General features: G+C 60.3%; 18 protein-coding genes and 1 pseudogene. 12 read left to right on the top strand and 7 right to left on the bottom strand.

Going from position 1 to position 22,418, the window contains the following annotated elements; all coding sequences use genetic code 11:
- Positions 1-11 precede the first annotated feature (11 nt).
- Positions 12-983, bottom strand: coding sequence for a magnesium transporter CorA family protein (locus CCGE525_RS22640; RefSeq protein WP_120706633.1), 972 nt, complete (start codon positions 981-983; stop codon positions 12-14).
- Positions 984-1,994: 1,011 nt separating this feature from the next.
- Between CCGE525_RS22640 and CCGE525_RS22635 the strand changes: the two genes are divergently transcribed.
- Together CCGE525_RS22635 and CCGE525_RS22630 are read left to right on the top strand one after the other, a co-directional pair.
- Positions 1,995-2,615, top strand: coding sequence for a GGDEF domain-containing protein (locus CCGE525_RS22635; protein WP_245472267.1), 621 nt, complete (start codon positions 1,995-1,997; stop codon positions 2,613-2,615).
- A gap of 319 nt (positions 2,616-2,934) precedes the next feature.
- Positions 2,935-3,045: pseudogene (locus CCGE525_RS22630) on the top strand (IS6 family transposase); the annotation flags it as partial.
- A gap of 492 nt (positions 3,046-3,537) precedes the next feature.
- Here the strand turns inward: CCGE525_RS22630 and CCGE525_RS22625 are convergent.
- From CCGE525_RS22625 to CCGE525_RS22610, 4 genes are all read right to left on the bottom strand, one after another.
- Complete coding sequence (locus tag CCGE525_RS22625) at positions 3,538-4,209, bottom strand: hypothetical protein (protein WP_120706631.1); 672 nt, start codon at positions 4,207-4,209, stop codon at positions 3,538-3,540.
- Between the two features lie 65 nt (positions 4,210-4,274).
- Positions 4,275-5,885: an ABC transporter substrate-binding protein gene (locus tag CCGE525_RS22620; protein ID WP_162950271.1), complete on the bottom strand. Its 1,611-nt coding sequence runs from the start codon at positions 5,883-5,885 to the stop codon at positions 4,275-4,277.
- Positions 5,886-5,980: 95 nt separating this feature from the next.
- The gene (locus CCGE525_RS22615) at positions 5,981-7,039 is read right to left on the bottom strand and encodes an aldo/keto reductase (RefSeq protein ID WP_120706629.1); all 1,059 of its coding nucleotides are present in this window, start codon (positions 7,037-7,039) and stop codon (positions 5,981-5,983) included.
- Positions 7,040-7,154: 115 nt separating this feature from the next.
- Positions 7,155-7,940 (bottom strand): hypothetical protein, encoded by a 786-nt coding sequence (locus CCGE525_RS22610; protein ID WP_162950270.1) that lies wholly within the window; start codon positions 7,938-7,940, stop codon positions 7,155-7,157.
- A gap of 349 nt (positions 7,941-8,289) precedes the next feature.
- On the opposite strand from CCGE525_RS22610, the gene CCGE525_RS22605 reads away from it, so the two are divergent.
- The 6 genes from CCGE525_RS22605 (at position 8,290) to CCGE525_RS22580 (ending at position 15,443) form a co-directional block, all read left to right on the top strand.
- The gene (locus CCGE525_RS22605) at positions 8,290-9,249 is read left to right on the top strand and encodes an ABC transporter permease (RefSeq protein WP_162950269.1); all 960 of its coding nucleotides are present in this window, start codon (positions 8,290-8,292) and stop codon (positions 9,247-9,249) included.
- On the top strand, positions 9,233-10,189 hold the full coding sequence (locus CCGE525_RS22600) for an ABC transporter permease (protein WP_162950268.1): 957 nt from the start codon (positions 9,233-9,235) through the stop codon (positions 10,187-10,189). Before CCGE525_RS22605 ends, CCGE525_RS22600 begins: the two co-directional genes overlap by 17 nt.
- Positions 10,186-12,306 (top strand): dipeptide ABC transporter ATP-binding protein, encoded by a 2,121-nt coding sequence (locus CCGE525_RS22595; protein WP_120706625.1) that lies wholly within the window; start codon positions 10,186-10,188, stop codon positions 12,304-12,306. Before CCGE525_RS22600 ends, CCGE525_RS22595 begins: the two co-directional genes overlap by 4 nt.
- A gap of 309 nt (positions 12,307-12,615) precedes the next feature.
- Positions 12,616-14,106 carry an ArnT family glycosyltransferase gene (locus CCGE525_RS22590; protein ID WP_162950267.1) on the top strand — a complete coding sequence of 497 codons (1,491 nt, stop codon included), beginning with the start codon at positions 12,616-12,618 and terminating at the stop codon, positions 14,104-14,106.
- A 142-nt stretch (positions 14,107-14,248) separates the two neighbouring features.
- Positions 14,249-14,797 (top strand): phosphatase PAP2 family protein, encoded by a 549-nt coding sequence (locus CCGE525_RS22585; RefSeq protein ID WP_120706623.1) that lies wholly within the window; start codon positions 14,249-14,251, stop codon positions 14,795-14,797.
- A gap of 7 nt (positions 14,798-14,804) precedes the next feature.
- Positions 14,805-15,443: a DedA family protein gene (locus tag CCGE525_RS22580; RefSeq protein ID WP_245472266.1), complete on the top strand. Its 639-nt coding sequence runs from the start codon at positions 14,805-14,807 to the stop codon at positions 15,441-15,443.
- A 68-nt stretch (positions 15,444-15,511) separates the two neighbouring features.
- On the opposite strand, the gene CCGE525_RS22575 is transcribed toward CCGE525_RS22580, so the two are convergent.
- Positions 15,512-16,852 (bottom strand): ATP-binding protein, encoded by a 1,341-nt coding sequence (locus tag CCGE525_RS22575; RefSeq protein WP_120706622.1) that lies wholly within the window; start codon positions 16,850-16,852, stop codon positions 15,512-15,514.
- Positions 16,849-17,508, bottom strand: a complete 660-nt coding sequence (locus CCGE525_RS22570; protein ID WP_120706621.1) for a response regulator transcription factor — start codon at positions 17,506-17,508, stop codon at positions 16,849-16,851. Before CCGE525_RS22570 ends, CCGE525_RS22575 begins: the two co-directional genes overlap by 4 nt.
- Positions 17,509-17,792: 284 nt before the next feature.
- Here CCGE525_RS22570 and CCGE525_RS22565 point away from each other — a divergent pair, with 284 nt between their 5' ends.
- The 4 genes from CCGE525_RS22565 to CCGE525_RS22550 are packed head-to-tail and all read left to right on the top strand — an operon-like array spanning position 17,793 to position 22,366.
- Entirely contained in the window at positions 17,793-18,380 is a 588-nt protein-coding gene (locus tag CCGE525_RS22565) for a P-loop NTPase family protein (protein WP_245472265.1), read from the top strand.
- Positions 18,344-19,045, top strand: coding sequence for an ABC transporter ATP-binding protein (locus CCGE525_RS22560; protein WP_342637449.1), 702 nt, complete (start codon positions 18,344-18,346; stop codon positions 19,043-19,045). Before CCGE525_RS22565 ends, CCGE525_RS22560 begins: the two co-directional genes overlap by 37 nt.
- Entirely contained in the window at positions 19,035-19,721 is a 687-nt protein-coding gene (locus CCGE525_RS22555) for an ABC transporter ATP-binding protein (protein WP_245472264.1), read from the top strand. Before CCGE525_RS22560 ends, CCGE525_RS22555 begins: the two co-directional genes overlap by 11 nt.
- Positions 19,718-22,366, top strand: coding sequence for an FtsX-like permease family protein (locus tag CCGE525_RS22550; protein WP_120706618.1), 2,649 nt, complete (start codon positions 19,718-19,720; stop codon positions 22,364-22,366). The genes CCGE525_RS22555 and CCGE525_RS22550 overlap by 4 nt, the downstream gene beginning before the upstream one ends.
- The last annotated feature ends 52 nt before the right edge of the window (positions 22,367-22,418 follow it).

Below are 22,418 nucleotides of genomic sequence, written 5' to 3'. Positions count from 1 at the left end.
GCTCGTAGCCGTTAGAACCAGCCCTTCACCTTGAACCAAGCCAAAGGAATGATGGCGCTGAGTAGGATCACCGCCCAGCCATATTGATAGCCCCAAGCCCAGTCATATTCCGGCATGTTCTTGAAGTTCATGCCGTAGATTCCGGCCAGAAGGGTCGGAGGAATTCCGACAATCGACACGATGGTGAGAACCTTAAATATGTCGTTTTGAGCAATGCCAATCAATCCGACGAGAGCGTCCAGGACAAACTGGACCTTGTTGGCAAGTTGCTCTTCATAATCAATCAGGGAATGAATATCGCGGCCCAGGATTGCCAAGCGCGGTTCAAGCTGTCCTGCAGACCAATCGTTGGCATGTAGATCGGTGTAGGCGATGATGCGCCCCAGGGCCTGTAGACTGTCCCGAACTTCTGAGAGCCGGTCCCCCAGGCGACCGACCTGACGCAATTGTATCCGCAGGAGACGATTGGCATGAGCAGCGTGGCGGCCGCGGGAGTCTTCCGCATGAAAGACATCGACAGACAGACCATTCAATTCGGCCGCTAGGTGCTCCAACCCGTCTGCGACTCGATCGACGATCTCCTCGCAAAGCGAGGTAAACACCCCGAGGCTGGATTTGGGAGCGCTCTCACCTGCGAATTTGGCGGCGACAGCTTCAAAGGCCGGCAAAGGCATGAATCGGACAGTAACCAATCGATCCGAGGACAGGATGAAACCGATCGGAGGGGTAGTCTCTGTCCCCGCTGGGTGCTTTGCAGCCGATGGCATGCTCATGTAGAGAACGCCGTTCTGATTTCTCAAGCGGCTCGATGATTCGATCTCACTGAGCGCTCCGAGGGAAGGGAGCGGTGCTCCAAGGCCCTTTTCCACATCCTTTATTTCGACGCTATTGGGACTGAGGAGATCAATCCACACAGCCCCTGGGGCAAACGCTCTCGGCTGCCCCTTTTCGCTCTCTTCCGGCACAGGGAAAAAATTTAACATTTCTTGCCGTCACCCCTGCAATCTGTGTGGAAGCTCTCACGGAGCGATAGTGGACTTAACCGGAGCCTTTTCGCAATCGCAATAGGCTACTGGCTTACGCAATGCATGAGGCGAGCGGTGGCAAGCATGCTAATTCCCACCGAGAACTGCCAGTGCACGCGCCGCACTAACCTCGCGCCCCGCATGACAGCGACGGAATTGGAACATAATTGCACAACATTACCTTCGCCGCCTGGCGAAAGTTTGTCCCCTTGCTACTATCCAGGGGTGTCATATCCTTCTTAGCCAAACAAGCTTGCCCAAATCTGAGGTGCTGCAGTCACCAAAGCGAGCCCGCATTGCCTCGATCGAACATCATCGATATCCTTGCCGCGTTTCCTATCCATCGATGAGCTTCATGACACTCGCTAGATCAGCACACAGCGCATCGCCGCCGACAGAATAGTTCGGCCCCAATCCACTCTCGTCGTCCTGTCAATCCATCCATCCTTACGCTTGCGGCGACGCATTGCAGATCGATCATCGACCGGTTCATGCCTCTCATTCAAACCGCTGCTGTAAATAAGCATCAAGTAATGACCCCAGACGCTGCAGCGAAAACAATTGCTTGTTGTGCCTATCGGCATCGTGACCCCCATGCCGATTCGCGCGCTGAAGATGAAACACGCCCAGGACCATGGATCGAGATGAAGCGCTGGGGTTCTGTCGCAAACCGGGCACCAAGCGCAAACAACGGTTCTGGATATTCGTTCGAAGACAGTTAATTCGTGAAAACAACTGTGCAAAGCAACAAATTTTACGGGATTTCTTAAGCCGGTTTTTTCAGGCCCCTGTTTAGCTGGCGCTGCATTACAGAACGGGTATAACTCTGATATGATTCTACAACAGCGACATCCCTCCGCCACCGTTTTCAAAGCCCTGCGGAGGGCCACGCTCGGCGCGCTATGCGCCGTGGTCGGTTCCGTTGGTCTTTTACTTCTATTAAACCTATTGATGCCGGATCGACCATTTTTGGTCGGATTTGTCGGTGCAGCACTTATTTCCGCATTTGTGGCCTTTCCGCTGCTTTTTGCATTGCAGCTCAAGAACGGCGTCGTCCGCAAGATGCAGGAAAACGTCACCCAGGCGGCGCGCTACGACAGCGTGACGAAGACGCTGAACGGCACCGCCTTTGCCGCGGCCGTCGAGCACTTTATCGACCGGCGCAAGCATGTCGCCACCGATGCCGGCGGCATCGTCATCGCCGTCGTCGTCGATACGCTCGACGACATCGGCCGCCGCTACGGGCCGCAGTGGGCCGACACCGTCATGCAATCGCTTGCCTCGATCATCCAGTCCTCGGTTCGAAGTGGCGATCTCGTGGCGCGGCTTGCGACCAACGAACTCGGCATCTTCCTGCCTGGCGCCACGGTCGAGAACGCCCGCGACATCGGCACCCGCATCCGCACGCGCGTCGCCGCGGCCACCTTCAGCGCCGACGGCGCGCCGCTTTCCGTCGCCATCCGCCTCGGCGGCACCTCCTTCGACGGCCCGGCCGACTTCAACCAACTCCGCCAGCTCGCCGACCAAATGGCCTTCGAGCGCGGCGACGAGAGCGACGACATCCCGATCAGCGCGCTGCCGGCCGCATGAGGCTGGCGACCCCACCGCCGCGGCGCCGGCGGCACGGGCCCAAACGGCGAGACCCGTCTTTGATGCGGCGTTAAAGCCAGCTGGGATCTCGGTTGGCCTTCTGGATCCGCCGAGGCTGATCAGGCCTCGAAGGATGAAATGTCGGTGTGGGGTCTCGCTAAACAGCCTTCATGACGGAAACCTCGATTACTGCACCCGCCGTCACATATTTACACATCACGACGAGCAGCTTTCCCGGCAAGGCGACGATGGTTGTTTCTTAAGGCGCCCCTGGTTGCGCCTTAAGCCAATCGAGATCGTCGCCTTGCCGGGAAAGCTGCTCTATTTCCGCTTCAATGTCGGCCTGCGCGAAGTCGAAGAATTGATGCTCGAACGCGGCGTTGTCGTTCCTCACGAGACGATCGGGTGGTGTCGTAAACGACGCAATCGAATTCCACGCTCTATTTTGCCGGCGCGCCTTCCAATAGCCCATCGAATTGCTTGTCGATTGGACACGCTTCACCTGTGCGACCGTCCTCATATTGCCCCAGAGCAGCTTGCGCGCTACGCGAGGCATGCCTGACCCCGTAAAGCCCTTGCGTGCCGCATCGGCCATCTCCATCAAACCGGGCCCCGGCGGTAGTCAGATGAGCTGCTGCGGCTTGCGGCGGACTCGCGGTCTGGTCGTCACCACACCGGCGAGCCAGCACCGACTACCTAACATGCCAGCTCTCTCGACGGTGGCGCAACTCCACGAGCGCGTCCGCCAGCATCCGAAGCGCATCGTCTTGCCGAGGCCGAGGAAGAAAGGGCCATGCGCGGCACTGTTTATGCCAACCAGGTCTCGGCACCGCCATCCTGCTCGGCCGCCAGATCCCGCGTTTTGATCGATGCTCCGTTAAATTGCGTTGCCGCGATGTCCTCAGACCGTTGCCCCCTGACGTTACGGTTTCACGACGCGATAATCGAGGGTCCAGGCGCCGACATGGCGTTTCCAGATCGGCGGCCCTTCCGTCCAGGGACCCCAGGCGGCAACCTCCTCGTCCGTCGCATCCTGGAAGCCGACAGCCTCGTAGAGCACGAAATAGCGTGGACAGCCGGGGGACGGATGCAGGTCGGCATGGTCCAGCACCCAGCGCGTCGCGCGCGTCCAGCGCCGCCGCTGCATGGCTTCATGCACATGCACATCGGTATAGAAGCGGTTCCACTCGGCGATCTCGCCGTCACTCGCATCGGCAGGCGGGCTCAGCGCCAGGAGGCGGACGCGATCAGGTCTCCGCCGGGCCGGGCCGGTGTCGGAAATCTTACGCCAGGTCATGCTCCACATTGCCTCGCAGGCGTCGTTCCACGGCTGCGTCGGATCCGCGGGCAACTGCGGCAAATCGGAAGCTCCTGTGAATTCGAAGACTGAAAGAAAATCCGGGCCGAAAGAGCGACGGGGCGACTGCACCATCTTTTCCAGACGATGGGCGCTCGTCGCGCCACAGGGGCCGGAGAGCAGCGGCAGTTCCACATGATCGAGATAGCGTCGATAGGTTTTCCGCTGCGAATTGGTCGCTCCGACCAGGTTGGTGCCGCTCCAGCGCATGATGGCACCCGAAAACAGGTCTTGCATGGCCTCTCCTATGCAGGTCCGCCCGGACGACCCAACACATTCCGTCCGGGCGGGGCCGGCCTCGCTTATTTGCAGCTCTTCCAGGCGTGCAGGAAGGTTACCGTGTTGCCGAAATAGGACGTGTTATGGAGACACGGGGTGTACACGTTGTAGCCAGGCGCGGCGATCACCGGCAGCACGTAGGCGTCGCTCGCCAGCTGCTTATAGATGGTGTTCCAGTCCTGCTGCAGCTCATCGCCGGAACGACCGAGCGACCTGTTAAAGGCATCGGTTACGACGGAATCGTCGACCTCGTGCTGCTGGTCGAGCGGCTGTTGCGGCGTGATGTATTTGGCAAACAGCCTGGGATCAGGCACGCCGCCCGTGTTCACCAGATAGGCCTGATAGGTGCCGTTCTGCAGGATCGACGTATATTGTGCCGGCGGCGGCAGATAGATCTCCGCGTCGATGCCACATTCAGCCCATTCCTGCTGCAAAGCGACAGTAATGTTCTTGGAGATGTCGCTAGTCAGCTTGAACTTGAGGCCGCCGAGTTCCTTGACGAGCGCTTTCGCCCTTTCCTGATTGTAGGAATAGGGATTGAGCGCCTTTGCGGCCTCGATGGAGGGCTTGCCGGACGCATCCTTGGGATAGAGATCCATCCCGTTCACCGGCCCGCCCCAGACATAGGCAGGTTCGGCGAAGCCGCCAAGCGTCTGCTGGGCGATCGGCTCGCGGTCAATGCAATAGGCGAGCGCCTCGCGGGCACGCTTGTCGTTGAAGGGCGCGGCATTGGTGAAATCCACGAAGGCGAAGCTGGCGCCGACGCCCTGCGAATTGGCGAGTTTGGAATTGGACAACGCCTGCTGGATGATTTCCGGATCATAGGCGAAGACGCCGATGCCGGGCAGCAGGTCGACCTGGCCGCTGGCCAGCTTCTGATAGTTGGCCGTCGCATCGGTGCCGGTCAGCACCTCGCGGATGCTGTCGAGATAGACGTGGCTCGCATCCCAATAGTCCGGATTCTTTTTCAAGACGATCGACTGGTTGGGAACATGGGTCTGCACCGTATAGGCGCCGGCGCCGACCGGAAAGAGATCGAAGCCGTTGCGGCCGAGTTTCTTGAAGGCGGTCGGCGAGGCGACAAGACCGACAGGCTGCGAGGCGAGCGCCGAGACGAAGGTGGTATTCGGTGACTTGAAATCCACTTCGACCGTCAGGTCGTCGATCTTCTTCACCTCCTTGACGCCGGTCAAATAGATTGCCGCCTTGGACGACGGGTTCATGTCGTATTCCGGCGACCAGAGCCAGAGGATGGCATCGGCGTTCAGTGGCGTGCCGTCGGTGAACCTGACGTTCGGACGCAGCTTGATGGTCAGGGCCGTGTTGTCGGCATTGTACTGATAGCCCGTGGCGAGATCCGGAATGACCGGGCCGCCGATCTTTTCCGGCGACAGGAACAGGCTGCCCTGGATGAGCACAGAAATATTGAGGTTGCCGACGTGATATCCGGGCTCCAGCCAGGACAGATTGGGCCAAGGCGTACCGTTGACGCCCGGAATGGTCAATGTACCGCCCGGTTTCGGGGTGTTATCGGCCCTTGCAGCAGTGGCGGCCCCCCAGCCGGCCACCATGGCAAGCATACCCATTGCCGCTGCAGCGCGGCGCACGCCACCCGCAGCCAAGAACTTACGCATGTCTCTCCCCTCCTTTGTTTTGGATGTCATCATTCGCTCCTACCCGGCGCATCCTGATATCTCCGCCGTCACCGGCGATGCCTCGCTCCCCGCCGCTATCGCCGAAGGTTGACGGGGATCGTCTTCAACATCTCGTTGATCTCTGTCAGTTCGTCCGCAGCAAGCGGGCGCTCGGTCACTTTCGTTTGCTCGGCGATCTCTTGCGGCGTATGCGGCCCGATCCAGAGCGACGCCACCGGCTCCTGCGCCAGGGTCCAGGCTTGCGCCATTTCAAGCGGCGCGCGCCCGAGCCGGCGGGCGCAGGCACCGATCTTCTCCATGGCTGCGAAGGACTCGTCGTTCCAGAATGGATCGATGTAACGCTGGCGGGCACCCTCGCCGCCGGGACGCTCGCTGGTACGATCATATTGGCCGGTCAGCATGCCGCCGGCATCGGTGATGGCGGCAAACAGGCTGGCGCCCGTGGCGCGCAACGCCGGCAGTACCTCGGCCTCAACACCGCGTTCCAGCATGCTGAAATTCAGCTGCGAAGCCTCGAAGCGATGGAGGAAGGCCTTGTCCGACACCCAAAGCGAACGAACGAACTGCCAAGCATTGAACTGCGCGCAACCGAGATAGCGCACCTTGCCGGAGCGTACGAAACCGTCCAGCACATCCATCGTTTCCTCGAGCGGCGTCGTTTCGTCGAAAAAATGCGCCATGTAGACGTCGATATAATCGGTCTGCAGGCGCTTCAGGCTTTCGTCCAGCGCCTTTGTCATGTGCTTGCGGTTGAGCCCGCGCGCCGTCGGCGCCACGCCTGCCTGCCAGAGTCGGTCGTAATCGAGATTGCCGGTGCGCTGAGCGACATAGTCTTCCCTGATATCGGTCGGCATTCCCTGACGCGAATAGTTCCCGTAGGCACCGACCCGGTAGCCGGCCTTCACCATCAAGACGAGATCTTCGCGGCGCGACTTGATCGCCTCGCCCAGCATGCGCTCGCCCTCGCCGACATTGTAGTCGTCGCCGGTGTAGAAGGTGGTGATGCCCGCATCCCAACCGGCATGCACGATCGCATCGAGTTCCTGCTGTGTCAGCGTCTGCCCGAAATGGGCGCCGCCGATGACGAAACGCGAAACCCTGAGGCCGGTCCTGCCGAGATTGGTATATTGCATGGTGCTTACTCCTTCCCGGCGGTTCAAACCCTTTCAGAGATTTCGGGAACCGCCTTGCCTCCCTGTTTCCTGCGCAAATTCGGGCAAGACCGCCTCGCAGCCTGCCGGAATTGCGCTACAGCATCCTCGCCGTGTAGCGGGAGCCGGGGTAAATGCATGTCGAGATACGCCGATAGACATGCCGCCAGGCCACGCGTCGCCGTTCCCACGCGGCCGGTGCGGTGATCAGATCGGGCGTCACCACGCCGCGAGGTAGGACAGCCGCCGTCGCGGCATCTGCTTCGAAGACGCTGAGAAAACGCGGCGTGTCGGTCGCCGCCGCACCCGGCTTCGTACCGAGATCCTCGAATTCGTATTTGATGACGCGGGAATAGGCGATGCCGCCGACCTTGAGCGGATGATGGTCGAGAAAGGTTTTGCGAAAGGCCGCCTCGTCGGCTGGTGTAGCACCTGCCGGCAGGTCAATGCCTTCCAGGACCACGGCAACCGGCAGGCCTTTGGACGGACCGGATTCGGCAAGCTTGTTGCACATCAGCCGGCCCCATTGCTGCGGACCGCGGCCGACGCCCATCCAGATCGGCGGCTCGGGCAAATAGTCCGGACGCCAGCTTCCAGCCGGATCCTCTGCCCGCACGACGAAAACCTGCGCGCCGTGACGGCTGCTCCACTCATAGACGGACAGCCATTTCGGGCCGAAGGCGCCGTTCGCATCGGCAATGGAAAGCTCGTAACGATAGGCGCGGCGGATGCCCGGATTATTGCGCACGACATCGGGTGTATGGACCTCCGTATAATATTGGCTGAACCGCGCCAGCACGGCCGGGTCCGTATCATGGGCCGGATCGATGCAGGTCATCTGCAGATACAGTTCCGCGAATTCGACACTTTCGCTTTCGTCCATCTATTCCTCCGTCACGGCCCAAGAGAGCCGGCATCCTCCATTTCATTCGTTCATCGGCTATTTCATCGATATCGTCCAATACCGACATCCATGGCTTTCGATAGCTTTCCGAAATCGACCGCCGCCACCTGCGCGAAGATGTTTCGATTTGGAAAAGCTATCGAAGCGCACAAAAACCGGTATTGGACTATATCGAAAAAAGCTGGCCCACTCGTTGAGAGGCTTGGAGGAGAGTCTCGTCGCAATCGGGTGCCCCGTTCCGCGATACCCCCTCCCCTTCTCAGCCACAACCGGCGCAACCGGGCCTATAAAGCCTATCGAACATGGTGCGACCGCAACGGAGATCGCCATGTTACGCATGATTGTTACCCGCATCCCGCAGATGATCGTGGTAATCCTGATCGTGACGATCATCGCCTTCGTCATGGTTAACCTGCTGCCTGGCGACATCGTCTCGGTCATCCTTGGCGATCAGTACACGCCGGAAGCAGCAGCCCAGCTTACGCAGGAGCTATCCCTCGATCAGCCCGTCCCGATCCGCTATCTGATCTGGCTCTGGCGGGCTGTTCATCTAGATTTCGGCACATCGCTGGCGACGCATGTTTCCGTGGTGGAATCCATGCTGCAGGATGCCTTGCCGACGCTGGAACTGGTGATCGGTGCGATGGTTTCGGCCGTCATCCTTGGATCGGCGCTCGCGATTGGCGCCGTCGCCAGCCGCAATCCGTGGATCGATCGCGCCGGCACCGCGCTGGCGCTGTTCTGCACGTCGCTTCCCAATTTCATCCTGGCGCTGATCGTCACAACGATTTTCGGCGTACAATTGCATATCATCCCGACCATCGGCTGGGCCGATCCCGGCGATGCCGGCTGGGGCGCCAATATCGGCGCCATCATCATGCCTTCCATCATCCTTGGGCTGACGATCTTCCCAAGCATCATGCGCATCTTCCGGTCCGAACTGCAGGAACAGCTGGAGTCGGAAGAATATGTGACGCTGGCGCGCATGAAGGGCGTGACCGGTTGGGGCCTGATCTGGCGGCATGTTGCCCGCAACTCCGCCTTCGGCCTCATTACCGTGGTGGCGGCCGGCCTCGGACCACTCGTCTCCGGCGCCGTCATTCTCGAAAACATCTTCGCCATTCCCGGCCTCGGAACGCTGCTGTTCCAGGGGATCCAGCTGCACGACTCGCCCGTCGTCGTCGGCTGTGTCACCGTCGTGGCGGTGATCGTGGTGCTCTCCAACCTGGGAGCGGATCTGGTCTATGCCGCCCTCGATCCGCGTGTGCGCGATGCCCTCAACAGCTGACATCTCCGCTGGCAAGCCGTCTCTGACAGCATCTGTACCCAACCGCATCGCCCTGTCGGAGGCCGACCGGGAATGGGTCGCCACCGGCAGCCGCGCCCAATGGGCGCGAAAATTCCGACGCCTGGCGAGGGCCTTCCGTGATCCGGGCGTCGCCGCACCGGCAGCCATCCTGCTGTTCATTGTGGTCGCCTGCTTCCTCGGCCCGACCCTTTTCAACCTTTACGATCCAAACGTGGGCAGCCTGCGGCAGGGCCTGCTTCCGATCGGCACGCCAGGCCATCCGCTCGGCACCAACAATCTCGGCAACGACCTGCTGTCCCGGCTGCTGCATGGCGGGCAGGTTTCGATCCTCGTCGGCATCGTCGCGACCGGCATGGGCTTTTTAGTCGGCATGACGCTCGGCGCGATCGCCGGCGTCTTCGGCGGTATCTTCGAAGCCGCCATCATGCGCATCTTCGACGCGCTCTATGCCTTCCCGTCGCTGATCATCGCACTGGCAATCGCTGCCTATCTGGGGCCGTCGGTCTTCCACACGATGATCGCCATCGCGCTGTTCACCGTTTCCGGCTTTGGCCGGCTGGCGCGCGGCCAGACCATCCGGGTGCGCAATTTCGATTATATCGTTGCCGCACGGTCCTCGGGCATGCCGGAGGTCAAGATCGTCTTCCAGCATGTGATCCCGAACATCATCCCGCCGCTGATCTCGCTCGCCGTCTTCAACATCGGCAGCGCCATGGTGGTGGAGGCAGGCCTCAGCTATCTCGGCCTCGGCATCCGCATTCCCGACCCGAGCTGGGGCAACCTCATCGCCGACGCCCAGCCCTATCTCGCGCGGGATCCGACGCTCATCTACATCCCGGCGACAGCGCTGTTCGTCACGGTGCTCGCCATCACCCTTCTTTCCGACGGCTTCCGCCGGCGACTGGCTATCGACCGATGAAAACTGCAGCTCCGCAAAAGACCCTCGCCGATCTGGCGCCGATGCCGTCCTCCAACGGCAACCGCGGTCCGATCCTTGACATCAAGAACCTCAACGTGCGCCTGAAGCGGCTGCCCGGCGATGTCACCGTGCTCGACGATGTCAGCTACACGGTCGAACACGGCGAAGCGCTTGCCATTGTCGGCGAATCCGGCGCCGGCAAGTCGGTCAGTACGCGCGCGGTGCTGGACCTGCTCGACGACCGGCGGTTCACGATCGAGGGTTCGATCAAGCTGGACGGCCAGGAATTGCTGACCATGCCGCACCGGCAGCGGCGCAAATACATATCGAGCGTTGCTTCCCTGGTCTTCCAGGATCCGACGCGGGCGCTGAACCCCTCCATGCGCGTCGGCGCGCAGATCGCCGAGGCCATGTACCGGGTCAAGGGCCGCGCGCAGCGCTACAGCCGGAAGGAGGCGGAGGCGCGCGCGCTGGAACTGCTGCGGGCCGTCGGCATCGCCGACCCGCAAGAGCGCTTCCACGCCTATCCGCACCAGCTTTCCGGCGGCATGCGCCAGCGCGTCGTAATCGCCGTCGCCATTGCCTGCGCACCGAAGATCATCTTCTGCGACGAGCCGACCTCCGGCCTCGACGTGACGACGCAGGCGCTGATCATGGATCTCCTGCAGAACCTGCGCGAACAACTCGGCGTCGCCATGGTGCTGATCACCCACGATCTGTTGCTGGCAGCCTCACGCGTCGACAATGTCATGGTCATGTACCAAGGCCGGCTGGTGGAAAAGCTGCCGTCGAACGGCCTGTTCCACAACGCCGCCATGCCCTATACCCAGGCGCTGCTGCGCGCCATGCCGGGCTTCAGCGGCGAGGTTCCCGAGCCGATGCCGACCCTGCCCTATCGCCTGCGCGCAATCCAAGTCGCATGCGCCTATGCGCCGATCTGCCCACGCGTGCAGGACATCTGCCGCGAACGGACGCCGCCGCTTGCGGCGGTCGGAGACCATCACGACGCCCTTTGCTTCTTTCCTGGACCTGCGGAAAAGGCGACGCGCCGGAGCGTCGTCATCGACAACACGAAGCCGGCATCCGCCGATAAGCGCGAGCCGCTGCTGATCTGCGACGACATCGTCCGGGAATTCTCGGTCCGGCGCGGGTTGTTCGGCAAGGGAACGGTATCGGCCGTCGATCACGTGTCGTTCGACATCGCCCGCGGCGAGACGCTGGCGATCGTCGGCGAAACGGGATCGGGCAAGTCCACACTGGCACGCGCGATCATGGATGCGCCCGGACCGAAATCCGGACGTATCAGCATCGCCGGCCGGGCGCTCACTGGCGGCCGCTCGGTATCGCGCAAGCAGCGCGGCAAGCTGGTGCAAATGGTGTTTCAGGATCCGGTCGGCGCGCTCGATCCGAAGTGGACCGTCGCCAATCTCATCGCCGAACCGCTTGGTGCCCAAGGTAGTCTTGCCGCCGAGGAAAAGCGGCGGCGCATCGCCGAAATCCTGAGCCGCGTCGGTCTATCGGCGAGCGAATTCGGCGCGCGGCTGCCTCGAGAAACCTCGGGCGGCCAGGCGCAACGCATCGCCATCGCCCGTGCGCTGGTGTCCTCGCCCGACCTCGTCATCTGCGACGAGCCCGTGACGGCGCTCGACGTCTCGGTGCAGGCTCAGATCATCCGTCTGCTGTTCGAGCTGAAGCGCGACCTGAACCTGACCTTCCTGCTGATCGCCCATGACCTGTCTGTGGTCCGCGTGCTGGCAAACCGGGTGGCGACCATGTATCTCGGCCGTTTCTGCGAGATCGGCGATACAGCCGACATTTTCGCCCGGCCGGCGCATCCTTATTCGGCTGCATTGTTGTCGGCCATCCCGCCGCATCCGGGCGATCCGGTCGAACGTCCGCGCATCCGGCTGCTTGGCGAGCCGCCCTCACCCCTGGCGCCACCGTCTGGCTGCCGGTTCCGCACGCGGTGCGCCTATGCACAGGATATCTGCGCCAAGGTCACACCGAAGCTTACGGAGCACGGACCGAACCGCAGCGTCGCCTGCCATTTTCCACTGACCGGAGTGGAGGCGGCTCCATCCTCGGCGTCGACGGCCACCGCGGAGGCGCCGCACTGATATCGGCCGCAGCGCTCGACGAGGCCGTCATCATCCGGAACCGCTTTACGGAATTGTAAGCTTCCGAACAGGACCTCGCAAAGATTCAAACCAATAGTGCCTGCGGGCTTCGATTGGAATGGATTATGCAAAATCGACAAATCGCCTTCCAGGCGGCCGCGTTCCGCAGCAACCTTCAGATCCTCTCGGGCGATGAGGCCCTCACCGCTCATGGGTAACGCGCAATTGCGGATAGACCGCCCGGATACGTCTGACGTGTCGAAGGCGGCCCACTCTGGAACCAAGTCATCAACGCGAAGATTATCCGAAGTGCGCGCTGAAGCCGAAGCGCAATCGATCAACCCGTGGAAAGTTGCCATCCTGCTATCGGCGGCGTTGACGCTCTACAGGTTTGCCATATTCGCTCAGATCGGCCTTCACCCTGACGAGGCCTACTATTGGCTTTGGTCCCGGGTGCCGTCGGCTGGCTACTACGACCATGCGCCAATGATCGCCTGGTGGATTTGGCTCTCGACACGGCTTCTGGGCGACAGCCCTCTCGGCATTCGCCTTTTTCCCATCCTGTCAGTATTGGTCGTTTCGGCGGTCACCGTCGCTCTTTCATGGGAGCTTTATCGCGATCGGCGGCTCGCCGTAAGAGCGGGTGTGTGGCTAAATGCGATGCCGCTGATTGGTTTTGCAGCGCTGTTTGCCACGCCTGATGCGCCGTCGATGCTATTCTGGACCTTAGCGGTATGGGCCCTGGCGTGGCTGCGCCGCAGCGGGGACAGGCGCATTTGGTTGCTCGTCGGCTTGCTCGCCGGTCTCGGTTGCCTGTCCAAATATACCAATCTGTTTCTCGGCCTTGGCATCGTCTTCTGGATGATCCTCGATTCCGAAGCGCGCAAACGCCTGTTTGGCCCTTACATGTTCGTTGGGGGCGCGATCGCTCTTGTCGTCTTCTCGCCCACTATCTTCTGGAATTTCGAACATCACTGGGTGTCGTTTACTAAACAGTTCGGCCGCATCGATAGTGGGCAACCGTCTTCGTGGCATACGCTGGAGTTCCTGGCAGGGCAATTCGGGCTTGCCAATCCGGCAATTGCGATCTTCGCCGCCATCGCCGTCGGGATAGCTTGGAAACAACGGCGCGCCGGCGACTTCTCGTCGGCCGCATTTCTGTTTGCGCTTTCAGCTCCGCTGCTCATCTATATGTTGCTTCACTCGCTTCATAGCCGCGTCCAGGGCAACTGGCTGGTGCCAGTCTACCCGGCCATGGCTATTATGGCCGCCGAAGGTGCGCGGCGTTCTGCCGGTTCACGTCACCTGAGCCGCATGACGAAATTGGCCGCGCCTGTCGGTATCTGTCTGATCGTTGCTTCTCTTTTCTATTTCGCTTCGCCTCTCGGACAGCAGGCGTCCTTTCCATCGCCGGCGGATAAGCTTATCGGTTGGAAAGAGTTGTCGCAGGACATCGCACGCTACAGGCCGCTCCATGATGCACGTTGGATCGGAACGATCGACTATGGCGTCACGGGCGAGCTCGCCTTCTATGCCGGTGATCCTCAGCATGTGCAGGAAATCGTCAGCCGGGAACGCTATTCCTTCGAAATGGTCGATCCGCAACTCGTTGGACAACCGGCCCTGCTGGTCATTCCAAAAGCCACCTGGATGCTTCCGAGGCTGCAAAAATGCCTGCCTCAGATGGAGCCTGTCGGCGAAGTTGCGCGTCGGGCGGGCAAACGCGTGCTGGAGCGATACACGATCTTCAAAATCAACCAAGCTCCACAGGACATCTTCAGCAAGGGATGCACCTTTTGACCGCAGGCCACCGCCTTTGGCGGCCTAATTCCGTCCTAATTTTAGCAGTTTATTTCCGGGCCGAGACGTCTGACTCACATCGGACCATCGCCAGCGATGGCGGTGTCCGTTTCGCCATGATCGTTGGTACAGGACCTTTTCTATGTATGATTTCGATATTGCCGCAACACAATGGATCAATGCCTGGTCGGGCAAAAGCGCGGTGCTGGATGCGGCGATGATTTGGGTTTCGGCCATCGGCGTGCCCTTGATGATACTGGGAGTTGCCGGCCAGTGGTGGCTGCAGGTTGACAAGAGGCATACGCGCCACGTTCTTGTGGCGACGGGAATGGCTTTTCTCTTGGGCCTTGCCGTCAACCAGATCGTGCTGCTGTTCGTTCATCGAATGCGTCCCTACGACAACGGCCTTACTCATCTCCTGATCTCTAGGAGCGCCGATTTCTCGTTTCCGTCCGATCATGCGACCGCCAGTTTCGCAATCGCGCTGACCTTCCTACTTTACGGTATGCGCCGCGGATATATCTTCCTCGCGGCGGCTCTGATCGTGACCCTTTCGCGAGTCTATGTTGGAACGCACTACGTCAGCGATGTTGTGGGCGGCGCAGTGACGGCCTTGATCGCGGTCATTGCGGTTCGGGCAATATATCGCGAAGATACGAGGATCGATCGCTTCATCACCGGAATATTGTAGGAAACGCTTGTTTGATATTGTTTCCCCAGCACACATCCACGACCTGATCCAGGCCTATGGCCTTTGGGTTCTGTTCGCACTGGTCATGGCGGAAAGCATGGGCGTGCCGCTTCCGGGGGAGACCGCGTTGGTGACAACGGCGCTCTATGCCGGTTCGACGCATCTGATCAGTCTGCAGGCCGTCGTGGCGACCGCAAGCATGGCCGCTATTGTCGGCGACAATATCGGCTATCTGCTTGGCCGGTTGATTGGCCTTCCCTTGTTGGTACGCTACGGCGAACGTTTTCGTATCGGCAGTGACAGGCTCAAAGTCGGCCAATATTTCTTCATGAGACACGGCGGTAAGATCGTCTTTTTCGGACGATTTGTTGCGCTACTCCGTACTTTCGCCGCTCTTCTTGCAGGGGCAAACCGCATGCGCTGGTGGTATTTTCTGTTGATGAATGCTTGCGGTGGCGTGTGTTGGGCAACCGTCTTCGCCGGCGCGGCCTATCTGTTCGGCAAACAGGTTCAACATGTGAAGGGGCCTATCGGCTTGCTGCTTTTCGTGGTTGCGATCGGATTCGTCTTTGCTGGGATGGTGTTCTTCCGCCGTCACGAAAAGGAGTTGGAGAAACGGGCGAAGGCGGCGCTTGGCGATCCGTGACTGCCGGCCCCGTATCGAGGGTTGGATGCCGCGATATTCCGGCAATCCCGAAGCTATCTGGCCCGGATCTATCCCGATTGGGCGGAGAAGCCGGTAGGATCCTGCAATCGCGGAAATGACAGGATCGCGCTGAATCCTCGACAATCCCTGCGATTCGACAGGAGAAGATCCAGATCGTGGCGCTGTGCAATCGTTCGGGCGATGGCAAGTCCCAGGCCGCTACCCTCTTCATTCGATTGGTGGCCCCGGAAAAAGCGCTCGGTGAGCCGCGGCAACATATCCTCTGGAACGCCGGGACCGGTGTCGCTGACCGAAAGTTCGATGCGGCCGGCACGTTCGGCGATGGCGACATCGACGATACCGCCCGACGGCGTATATCGAACGGCATTGTCGACAAGGATCTCCAGCAAGGCGCGCAGGTCGGCATTCGAGCCGGTGACCTCGGCTGACGCCATCGCGCCAAAACCGAGATCGACACCCCGTTGATCCGCAAGCGGGATCAGGCCCGACACGACATCCTTGGTCAATTCGTCCAGGCGGATCGTTTCATGTTCCGTCGGCCCGTCCATGCTTTCATAGCGCGCCATCCGCAGGAGCTGCGATGCGAGCGCGGACGCGCGTCTGGCGCCGGCCTGCAATTCGGCCAATCGCGCATCAAGCTCGGAATTGTTTTCCGCCTGCCGGATATTGCCGATCTGGATGGTCAGGGCGGCAAGCGGTGTCCTGAGCTCGTGGGCGGCGTCCGAGAGAAATTCCCTTTGGCGCGCCATTGAGCGTTTCAGACGCGACAGGAGATCATTGATGGCCATGATGAGCGGCTGGATTTCACGAGGGATTATCGCCATTTCAATCGGCGACTGATCCGTCGCTTCGCGTCGCGCGATATCGTCAGCCAGTCGCTCCAGTCGGCGAAAGGTGCGTCCGACAACGAGTGTCACGACCAGCCATGAAACCGGGATGGCCAGAACGAAGGGCAGGATCGCACGAATGGCCGCATCGGCCGCTATCTCCTTCCTGACAAACGTCTGCTGAGCCACCTGCACAGTTCGCTCCGGCGTTACGAGTGAAAATACGCGCCAGTGGCCGATAGCATTGTCGAACTCCGAAAATCCCGTAGCCGGCTGATCGGGAATGACAATTGCTTCATTGGAGCTGCGCGGTGCCCGGCCGTCCGTGTAGCTCACCTCGACGACATAGTCGTCCTCTGTATCGTGGGGAGGCAAAGCCACGTCGCCGGGTGCGACGAAAGTGAGATCGCCAACATAGCGAGCGATCTGGCGCTGCTGCAGGTCCAGGAATTCGTTGCTTTCCTTGCGTGCGACGATATAGGAGGCGGCGCCGCCGAACACCGCCAGGACGGAAAAAACTGCCGCCAATATCAGGGTCGTGGCCCAGCGAAGCGACGTCAAGATTTCAGCACCAGCCAGCCGGCACCGCGAACATTGCGGATAACGTCCTTGCCGAAACGACGCCGGATATAGTGAATCAGGACGTCGACAGCATTGCTCTCAACCTCTTCGCCCCAACCGTACACGCGATCTTCGATCTGCGACCGCGACAGGATCGTTCCGGGACGCTCCGCGAGCGCCCGCATCAGCGCAAACTCGCGCGCTGGCAGCATTTCGGTCTGTCCACGATAACTCAGCTCGTGCGAGGCGAGGTCGAGCACAATCTCCGATGTACCGATGCGGGACGTCGCGTGGCCGGCGTGACGGCGCAGGACGGCCCGGATACGCGCAAGAATTTCCGGCACTTCAAAAGGTTTCACCACGAAATCGTCACCGCCCGAGTCCAGTCCCCTGACACGGGTATCGAGATCGTCGCGCGCTGTGATCACGACGATTGGTGTGCTTATGCCGTGGCGGCGGACGTTCTCCAAAACTTGGATACCGTCGGAATCGGGCAGACCAAGATCCAAAAGGGCGACCGCATGGCCGCCGGCCAACAACGCCTCCTCGCCAGCACGGCCGTCGGCGACCCAATCCACACTCATGCCGGCGTCAGCCAGCGCCTGGCTGAGGCTGCGGCCAACCATCGGATCGTCTTCAACAAGAAGAATGCGCATTCTTTTCCCGCCGAACCTTTGCCTTCCGATATGATCGAATAATTAAGGGCAACTTAGGGCACGCCGCCGCGGTCCAATAGCTTAGTGCGGTCGTCGGTAAGGCCATTCGGCCTCGGCCTCCTCATTCCTACAGTCAATCGGAACAGGAACCGCAACGGGCGCATTGCCTGCTCGCTTGTCCTGGCCTGTGAGCTTACAAAAGCGTAAGACCTCAGCGAGGCATGTGTAAGCTTGCCATGTCATACTTATTCCATTGGCGAACACGTGCCGGGAGGAGCTATCTCATGCCCTCAATGGAATTGTGCAAGGCCGCTCTCGCATCGGCTGCGCTCTTATTGTTGCCGACGCTATCGCCGGCAAGTTTTCAGGGCGCGCTTGCCGCTGAGGCACCGGCTGCAGCGGAGAAAAATCCTCCCGGAGACATACCGGACAATCAGGTTTTCATCGACTACGTCTCAAGGCTGGGCTTTTCTCTAAAAGTGCCAGAGGGCTGGGCGCGCACCGACCTGGCGAATGGCGTAAGTTTCACCGACAAGCTCGACGGGATCGTCGTCAACCAGTCCGACATGGCCGGTGCGCCGACTGTAGAGGGGGTTCGGAAGGATTATATTCCGGGACTGGAGAAGGAAGCGGGAGCCGTCAGTATTGGTAGCGTCAAAGCCGTAAAACTACCAGCAGGCAACGCCATCCGTATCAACTATGCCTCGAATTCTGAACCCAATGCCGTGACGAATAAGCGGATTCGCCTCGAAAACCAGCGCTTTCTTTTCTTCAAGAACGGCAAGCTGGTTGCGTTGGAGCTTTACGCTCCACTCGGCGCGGATAATGCCGATCAATGGAAATTGATGTCGGAATCGTTTCGGTGGCATTGATCATGAACGTTCTGGAGGCGCACGAGCTCTACCGGTTCTTTCACATCGGCGATCACGAAATTGCTGCCCTGCGGGGCGTCAGCCTCACACTTGTCGAAGGTGAGTTGGTTGCCGTCATTGGCCCGTCGGGAAGTGGTAAATCGACCCTGCTGTCGTGTCTCACTGGGCTCGATGAACCCGATGGAGGTCATGTGATCGTCTGCGGGCGGCGCGTTACACGCCGCTCGGAAGCAAGTCGCGCAGCCATCCGGGCGGTGAGCTTCGGCATTCTGCAGCAATCGAACAACCTTCTCCCTCACCTCACGGTCGCAGAAAATATCAGACTCCCGATGTTGCTGACAGGCAGCGCGGATGAAGAGCGGATTGCCGAATTGCTCAAAGTCATGGGGCTCGTACATCGTGCCACGGCTTACCCGGCAACGCTCTCCGGCGGCGAGACGGCCCGTGCCGGATTGGCAGTCGCGCTCGCCGCCGATCCTCCTGTTCTGGTGGCCGACGAGCCGACCGCCGAAATCGATCGTCGTGCCGAGGCCAGCTTGATGGTCTATCTCGATGCGCGGCGAACAACCGGCAAGACAACGCTGCTGGCCACCCACAGTGCGGCATTGGCGAGTAAAGCCGATCGGATTCTCCGGCTACGGGATGGAAGGCTCGATGATGGATGATCCGCTCGCCGAGACACACAGTCTTTGCCGTAGTTTCGCGGATGGCAACAGGACGCGCTTGCCGGTGCTTTTCGATATAAATTGTCATATCGATGCCGGCAACAGCATTGCGCTCGTCGGCGTTTCAGGCAGCGGCAAGACCACCCTGCTGCATATCCTTGGCGGACTGGATATTCCAACAAGCGGCACCATCGCCTGGCCCGCTCTCGGTCCGCGTGAAAAGCTTCGTCCCGCAAAGATAGGCTTTGTATTTCAGAGACCTAGTCTATTTCCCGCCCTGTCCGTAGTCCAGAACGTCGCATTGCCGCTTCTCCTCCTGGACGGGAGCGACGATGCGCTAGTTGCGGCGACGGATCTTCTTGATCAATTCGGACTGCTTGATCTTGCCGAGAAACTTCCTGAAGAGCTTTCCGGCGGCCAAGCCCAACGCGTCGCCATGGCACGGGCACTCATCACGAAGCCCCGGCTGGTCTTGGCGGATGAGCCAACCGGCCAATTGGACAGCTCGACAGCTCGCCAATTCCTGGACGTCGCGCTGTATCTCATCGGCAGAAGCGGCGCCGCTTTCGTGTTGGCTACCCATGACGACGCGGTTGCGGCGCGGCTCGATATCAGATGGTCGCTTGATGCGGGGCGGCTAAGCATCGACGCATGGGCGCAGGAGGCCCGCCGATGATAAGGCTTTGGCTCAAGGCACTGCTGCGCCGCCGCTTCGGCCGGATCGCCGGGACGGCGATGGGTGTCGCGGTCACGGTAGCCCTGATCACTTTGCTCTCCTTATTCCTGACTGATAGCAGCGCCTCCATGACGCGCCGCGCCGTATCGGCCGTGCCGATCGACTGGCAGGTGGAGGTTTCGCCAGGCGCCGATCCGGCAATGATAAGCGATGCAATCGGTAAGGCTGCGCTGATCTCGGCTGAGCGGCAAGTGTTTTATGCGGCGATAGACGGTCTGGAAGCGAGTGCGCGTGGCACCGTACAAACGACTGGCCCTGGCAAGGCCGTTGCTTTCGACAGGGATTATCTCAAGGACTTTCCCAAGGAGATGCGCCTGCTTTCCGGTCGCGCCGACGGCATTCTGGTCGCGCAACAGACAGCCGCCAATCTCGCTATTGTCCCCGGCAACACGATCTCCATTACGCGGGCCGGCTTGCCGCCCTATTCGGTGAAGGTGGATGGCGTCGTCGATCTTCCCGACGCCGACGCGTTGTTTCAGGCGGTAGGGTTGCCGCCGCAGGCCGCGCCGAAGGCGCCGCCGGACAATGTGGTGATATTGCCAATGGAGACTTGGCAGGCCCTGTTTGGATCGCAACAGGTAGCGCGCGCGGATACCACACGCGTCCAACTCCACGTCCGCCTCGATCACGCGCGTTTGCCGGCAAGTCCGGTCGACGCCTGGAATCAGGTCGCAGGTGCCGCGAAAAATCTGGAGGCGCGTATCGCCGGACAGGCTTTGCTTGCCAACAATCTCGGTGCACGCCTCGACGCTGTCAGGGGCGATTCCCTGTATGCGACGGTGCTGTTTGTCTTTCTCGGCGTGCCGGGAATCGCTTTGGCTTGCCTGTTGACTTTTGCGATTGCATCGGCAGGCGGTGGCCATCGCCGAATGGAGCAGGCCCTGTTGAGGATCCGCGGCGCAGACACGCACCATATCCTTATCTTGTCTGCGGCGGAGGCGATCGTGGTCGCGATGATTGGAACCACTACCGGTCTGATCGTCGCAGTTTTATTTGCAAGCAGCCAATTCGGTACCGACACGCGGCTCAGCATCCCTCTAATAGCCCTGTCTTTTTTTATGGGGCTGTTACTTTCCCTCGCAGCTTTCCAAGTTACCGCATGGCGGAACGCACACTATCGGAGCGTGCACGTAGCGCGGCGCGCCATCCACCGGCCTGAAACGTCGCCTTGGCAACGGCTTTGGCTTGACGTCCTATTGCTTGCAGCATCGCTGCTGCTCTTCCTGCAATCGGCAAGCACAGGATATCAGGTCGTGCTAGCGCCCGAGGGCGTGGCAGCAACGGCGATCAATTATTATGCCTTCATTGCACCGGCACTATTCTGGATCGGTTCGGCATTGCTGGTGCTCAGGCTTTCAGGCCTTGCCATTGCTGGCAATGGTAAGGTGTTGAAATGGCTGATAGGTCCCGTTGCTGGACGGTTGACGCCCATTGTCTCGGCTGCGCTTTCGCATCAGTCCACCCGTATCACCACCGGCATTGCCATGACAGCGCTCGCTGTCTCTTTCGCAACGTCGACCGCAATCTTCAACACGACCTACAATGCACAGGCGCTGGTCGATGCCGAATTAACCAACGGTGCCGACGTTACCGTCTTCGGTACGACGGCCAACCCCGCCGGCGAAAAACGCGATGCGCTGGCGGCGCTCCCCGGCGTCAAAGGCATTCAGCCCATGCAGCATCGCTTCGCCTATGTCGGGAACGACTTGCAGGATCTTTATGGCATAGATCCAACGGCGATCGGCAAGGCCACCAGTCTCTCCGACGCATATTTCTCCGGCGGAACAGCCGCCAAATTACTGGCCGATCTAGCGGCGGCCCCAAACGGTGTCCTCGTTTCCGAGGAAACGGTGCAGGACTTCCAACTGAAGATCGGCGACACGATCAATCTGCGGCTGGTCAATGGCGCGGATAACCAATATCACGCCGTTCCATTTGTCTTTTTAGGTGTTGCCCGCGAGTTCCCGACAGCGCCGAAAGATTCGTTTCTGGTCGCCAACGCCGCCTATGTCGCGAAGATGACCGGCATCAAGGCGAGTGAATACGTGTTGATGAAGGCTGCGGATGACCCAGCGGTGCTGGCGCGCACAGTCAGCCGCATTCTGTCCGTCGATCCTTCACTTCAGGTCAAGGACATCGGCTCGGCTGCCAATATTATCGGATCCAGCCTGACCGCAGTGGACCTTTCGGGGCTAACAGCGATCGAGCTCACTTTCGCTTTCGGTCTCGCCATTTCCGCTGCGGGGCTAATGTTGTGGCTGGGTTTTGCAGACCGGCGTCGTGACTTCGCGATTCTCATAGCCATAGGCGCCAAGCCGGGACAGATAGCCACCTTTCTGTGGGGCGAAGGTATCGTGATCGCGGCCGGTGGTTTGGTCTTCGGTCTGTTGTCCGGGATTCTGTTGGCTTGGATGCTTGTCAAGCTTTTGACGGGTGTCTTCGATCCGCCGCCCGACACGCTGTCAATTCCCGTTGGCTACCTGGCGATGGTGATCGCTTTGCTGCTCGCTTCGATTGCAGCGGCGATCGTTTCGATGAGGATTTCCGGCGGGGAAGAGAGCGGGGGATATTTGCAGGATATCTAGCATCCGTCATTTCATTCGGCAGTCCGCGCATGGGTGCCACTAAACCAATATT

This window comes from Rhizobium jaguaris, from assembly GCF_003627755.1.
In the GTDB taxonomy this organism is placed as follows: Bacteria; Pseudomonadota; Alphaproteobacteria; order Rhizobiales; family Rhizobiaceae; genus Rhizobium; species Rhizobium jaguaris.
Note: the sequence above shows the minus strand (reverse complement) of the source record. Positions and strands in the feature narration are given on the sequence as shown.